Origin of the sequence: Vogesella fluminis (assembly GCF_014652335.1) — a bacterium.
Lineage (GTDB): Bacteria > Pseudomonadota > Gammaproteobacteria > Burkholderiales > Chromobacteriaceae > Vogesella > Vogesella fluminis.
Window position 1 is genome coordinate 1 of the sequence record NZ_BMYP01000076.1, and the last position, 5,209, is coordinate 5,209.

The following is a 5,209-nucleotide window of genomic DNA, read 5'->3' on the forward strand; positions in this document are numbered from 1 at the left end:
AGGCGCTGGCGGAGTTGCTGGGTCTATCACCGTTATGACGTAAAGGTGCAATTGCCCTGGCTAGTGGTAAACCAAAAGCCGAACGTAAAAAGTGAATATTGGCGAACAGTGAAAGCACAGTGCCACTCACTCTTTAAAAGCGGGAAATTCACCAAGATTATAAGTGGCACTGAAGTTCCTGGAAATATTTTTGAGCTTGAAGGGCAGCTAAACTTCATTGACCAAGTCGATTATTACAATCGACTGCGCCAAAAGACACCACTAAATCCGGAGTACCAACTTGCCCAGCACGGAAACAATACACGTAAATTATTGAACGGACGGGAGAGAACCTTCAGTCGTTTTCTCTTCTATCGGTGGTTTTATTCAAATAATCAGCCAACCATTCTCTGCGAAGGTAAAACTGATAATGTTTACTTGAAGTCAGCAATTAACCGGCTTGCAACATTCTTCCCAAATTTAGTTAAACCAAAAACCGCAACAGAACCATACAAGCTGCTCGTATCGTTTTTTAATTACACTAAGCGAACACGCTTTTTGCTTCAACTGTACGGCGGAACGTCATATCTTAAAACTTTTATTATGGAATATGACGTTCATTTCAAGTTTTATAGCAAAGCCCCGGCTCCAATCAATCCCGTAATTATTATTCTAGACAATGACAGTGGCCTTAAAGAAATTGAAACCTACCTAGTCAATAGCAAATCAGCACAACCACATCCAACGACGATTAAAAAAGAAAAAAATGAAATCAGGAAAGCCGAGTTTGTGCATGTAGTACATAATCTTTATGTTGTCTTTACCCCCATTAGTAACGCGGCTGCAGAAACGGCAATCGAGGATTTATTTAAAAAAGAAACTCTAAACGAAGAACTCTCGGGAAAAAAATTTAACAAAAATAACAATTATGACAAAGCAACGGAATATGGGAAAGAATATTTTGCTAAAAAAGTAATTCTCGTAAAAAAATCGACAATTGATTTTTCAGGCTTCCATGAATTACTTGGGCGCATCGAAAAATGCATCGGTCACTATCATTTAATTAAATGACATCAATTAGGGCTGCTCTAGATTTTAATCATTCTGTTTGCTTTGCCGAAGCGTTACCGGCTAATGGTATTGACTGGTGGCGGCTCCACTCAATCAGCCGACATTGAAGCCGTAACAGAATGAAGGTCGACAGTGGGTCGATTGCTGAAGCCCACTTCATCGCCTAAGTATGCCTGTTCTATGTCGGCCAGCGGCCACCAGCGCTCTGGTCAAGTACGACCGGCACTGCGGTCAACAACCACCAGCCCCCGCACTATGGCGCCCCGTTCTGTTCAGAGATTGCGACAGCTTATGCTTTATTCCAAGACAGAAAATACTTAACGGCATAGCCTGCTTCTGGCCGTACGCGCCCCTCAGCGGACTTTTGCAACGTTGCATCGAATGGCGGCTGGCGGCTTGCACAGAGTGAGCTATCTGCCTGCGTTGCTCCTCGTGCTGCCGGTTTTGGTCTCTTCCCGTGTTCAGGTTGCGTCGGCAGTCCCTACCACGCGGTTATTGATTCAACCTGGCGCGTCGTCTTCTCTGGTTCCTGCTACAGCGTTGTCCGTCTTCTATGCAATTGTCCTCATGGTGCCACAGGCCACCAGACACAGCATCTTGTGGCAAGTCTGCACGTGCGCAGAACCCTGCTACATCAGACTTATAGCGCTTGCCTGCGCCTGTAGCTCCAATCTGCACAACATTTTATTGCCCGCAAAGCCAATCTCGGCGCGAGACGCGCAGTATTAGCTTTGCGTCAAGACTTGTTGCCGGCGCGCTTAAATACTACAATTTGGGTTACCGGTTGCTCGTAATGGCACATGTTGTGGTTTTTCACGCTTTCATGTGGTCATCAAACCCTCTGCCCGAAATGACAATTGCGATTGAAAGGATTGCGACATGGCTCAATGCACAGCCCCAGTACGTGGGCATTCATCAGCAGCGGCGGCCGCAGCCTGCCCAGCATGCCGGCACCGCAGTAGCTACCGTGGCGGCTACAGCTCGTCTTATTCCACATCAAGCTATAGCGGTAGCAGTTATAGCCATGGCGGTGGCGCAGCAGGCGGCAGGTCCAGCAGCAGTTCGAAGCCGCGCTGGTCGAGAGCAGGTTCATCTGTGGCGTACACGCCTGCCCAAGTACAGTCCCTCACGCCAATCCGACAAACCGTTGAGACGCGCGCAGCGGCACAACCTGACCTTCGTGACGTCTTTCTGTGCCACGCGTGGGACGACCGACAAGGGGCCGCCAAAGAGCTGCACGATTTGCTTGAGGCGGCCGGTGTCAAAGTTTGGTTCAGCGAAAAGGACCTTGGCCTCGGCGTGCCAATGATGCGCGCCATCGACAAGGGCTTAGCAAATTCGCGAATCGGGCTTGTTCTCGTGACTCCTGCACTGCTGACCCGGCTTCCAAAAGAGGGCGTCGCCGACAAAGAGCTTTCGGCACTCCTCGCGGGCAACCAGCTCGTACCCATCGTGCACAACACGACCTATGAAGCTCTTCGGAATGTCAGCCCCTTGCTCGCCTCTCGAAGCGGCCTGGACACTGCAGAAGACACAATGGCGGTGGTCGCTGAAAAAATCGCAGAACTGGTTGCTATCTAGCCCCATTGCCTGCATGGTCGCTTTGCCTGTTGCTCCATCATGGTCAGCTTTCCAAGCAGTGCTAAGGGACGCGCTTTTTACAGTACACTATACGTCTTTAAGTGCTTCAGTCGACGCGCTTACCAACAGACTTACGGACAAACAACACTGGCCAGTCCGTAATAAGTAGGCATTGACTGACTTGTGGACTGATAGACACCTAAAAATTGGTCTTAACTCCACTTAACTGCCAATAAGTTGTCCCCGTGTGGATACGGCCGCAAGACCGTAGCCCGCTAAAGGTTGGCCGCATGCGGCCAACCTTTATCCTCCAGCCGCTTCCCGTGAGGTGGCCAGGGGATAGCCGAACCCGGCAAGCTGTCGTCCAGTCCAAACAGCAGGAACAAGTCGTCAAGGAGAGCACCATGCGCCACTTATCGACACTGTGTGCCGCCGCCCTGCTGGCCGGCTGCACCACCATGGCCGACACCCTGCACGGATCGCTGACGCCGCCCGCGGGCCTCGGTTACGCCGTGTTTTCCATGACCGTGTACGCCGCCGATCAAGCCAGTGCAGGCATCAGCTGGCGCGGGCTGGACAACGAACGCTACGGCAACGTCAGCGCCAATTTCGGCACCGACACCGTATTCGGCGCCGCCGGCATGACCCCGGTAGACGGCAAGCTGCAACTGCTGCCGTTGCCGCCCGGCCGCTACCAGCTGCAAGACGGCTACGGCCGCTGGAACGACCGCGAAGAATGGTGGCAGATGAACTCGCGCTACGCCCGCTTCGTGCTGAACAAGCCGTTTGAAGTGCGCGCCGGCGAAACCGTCTACCTCGGCGAAGTGCGTTTCAATCTGGACAACCTGCCGGATATCGATTTTCTCGACTCGCGACAGCGCGACTACGGCCACATGCAGCGGGTGTGGAAGGTGAACAGCCTGGACGGCGTGACCACCCGCCCCTTCAGCGGTAAGGCCGGGCGCAGCAACTGAATCACCGGAGGCAGCCACACGCTGCCACCTGACAAACAAGCGGCCAACACAAGGTTGGCCGCAACAAATTTGAACACCTAAAGAATCACTGGAGCCTACATGCTGAGCTTTGAAGACCCGATCCCGACCGCAACCCCGGCCAACACCCTGGACACCCACGGCACCAAGCGCGTCAACGCGGTAGACAAGCGCGTGATCAACGGCAAGACCGACGTCAACCAGCTGGTGCCGTTCAAGCACAAATGGGCGTGGGAAAAATACCTGGCCCAGTGCGCCAACCACTGGATGCCGCAAGAAGTGAACATGCAGCGCGATATCGAACAGTGGAAAACCGGCCAGCTCACCGAAGACGAAATGCGCATCGTCAAGCGCAACCTCGGCTTCTTCGTCACCGCCGACAGTCTGGCCGCCAACAACATCGTGCTCGGCACCTACCGCCAGATCACCAGCCCGGAATGCCGCCAGTACCTGCTGCGCCAGGCCTTCGACGAAGCCATCCACACCCACGCCTACCAGTACATCGTGGAAAGCCTGGGCCTGGATGAAGGCGAAGTCTTCAACGCCTACAACGAGATCAAATCCATCCGTGACAAGGACGAATTCCTGATCCCCTTCATCGACGTGCTGTGCCACCCCGAATTCAAGACCGGCACCCTGGAAACCGACCAGACCCTGCTGAAATCGCTGATCGTGTTCGCCTGCATCATGGAAGGCCTGTTCTTCTACGTCGGCTTCGTGCAGATCCTCGCACTGGGCCGCCAGAACAAAATGACCGGCGCCGCCGAGCAGTACCAGTACATCCTGCGCGACGAGTCCAGCCACTGCAACTTCGGCATCGACCTGATCAACACCATCAAGCTGGAACAACCGGAAGTGTGGACCGACAGCTTCAAGACCGAGATCACCGAGCTGTTCAAGCACGCGGTAGACCTGGAATACGCCTACGCCGAAGACACCATGCCGCGCGGCGTGCTGGGCCTCAACGCCAGCATGTTCAAGGAATACCTGCGCTTCATCGCCAACCGCCGCATGCAGCAGATCGGCCTGGAGCAGCTGTTCCCCGGCGTGAACAACCCGTTTCCGTGGATGAGCGAAATGATCGACCTCAAAAAAGAGAAGAATTTCTTTGAGACGAGAGTCACTGAATATCAGACTGGCGGCGCGCTGAGCTGGGATTGATATTTGCTGTCAGAAATCGGAAAGGTTGAAATTTTGTAGTCAAAATTTGAAATTTCCGATAGCCAAAGTATGAAATTTTGCTTGGCCGCACTTAGCGCGTAGAGAAACGGCAGCCTTTTAATGAAAAGCGGGAAGATGATTGAACGGTTTGAAGGCGCTGCAGGCCGCGCCGCCCTTGAGGACGCGCTATCACAGCAAAGGCTGGTCTTGGGAAACGACGCCCTGGTCAGCCGGCTAGCGGATGTTGGCATCCTGTTGAATGTGGCTGCGGGCCAAGTACTCATCACACAAGGAGCACAAGACACCGACGTCTACTTCATCATTACCGGCCGCTTTCAGGTTCAGGTCCATGGTCGTGAGGTTGCCGGGCCTGTCCGAATTTTTGTGTAAACGGGGTTTCAAATCACATCTGAGGAATGCGTTCC

At 53.3% G+C, this 5,209-nt stretch carries 5 protein-coding genes; all 5 read left to right on the top strand.

The window, feature by feature from the left end; all coding sequences use genetic code 11:
* Window positions 1-1,050 (top strand): hypothetical protein (locus tag IE083_RS15220; protein WP_229799789.1); only part of this gene is annotated, 1,050 nt, incomplete at its 5' end.
* 1,095 nt (window positions 1,051-2,145) lie between these two features.
* Window positions 2,146-2,631 (top strand): toll/interleukin-1 receptor domain-containing protein, encoded by a 486-nt coding sequence (locus IE083_RS15225; protein ID WP_229799790.1) that lies wholly within the window; start codon window positions 2,146-2,148, stop codon window positions 2,629-2,631.
* Between the two features lie 404 nt (window positions 2,632-3,035).
* Entirely contained in the window at window positions 3,036-3,605 is a 570-nt protein-coding gene (locus IE083_RS15230; RefSeq protein WP_189354887.1) for a hypothetical protein, read from the top strand.
* Window positions 3,606-3,704: 99 nt separating this feature from the next.
* Complete coding sequence (locus IE083_RS15235; RefSeq protein WP_189354888.1) at window positions 3,705-4,784, top strand: ribonucleotide-diphosphate reductase subunit beta; 1,080 nt, start codon at window positions 3,705-3,707, stop codon at window positions 4,782-4,784.
* Window positions 4,785-4,904: 120 nt separating this feature from the next.
* Window positions 4,905-5,174 carry a cyclic nucleotide-binding domain-containing protein gene (locus IE083_RS15240; protein WP_189354889.1) on the top strand — a complete coding sequence of 90 codons (270 nt, stop codon included), beginning with the start codon at window positions 4,905-4,907 and terminating at the stop codon, window positions 5,172-5,174.
* Window positions 5,175-5,209 lie beyond the last annotated feature (35 nt).

Bases quoted from the DNA above. Each gene is read 5' to 3' on its own strand.
- IE083_RS15235 (WP_189354888.1), top strand. From the start codon at position 3,705: ATGCTGAGCTTTGAAGACCCGATCCCGACCGCAACCCCGGCCAACACC.
- IE083_RS15230 (WP_189354887.1), top strand. From the start codon at position 3,036: ATGCGCCACTTATCGACACTGTGTGCCGCCGCCCTGCTGGCCGGCTGC.
- IE083_RS15240 (WP_189354889.1), top strand. From the start codon at position 4,905: ATGAAAAGCGGGAAGATGATTGAACGGTTTGAAGGCGCTGCAGGCCGC.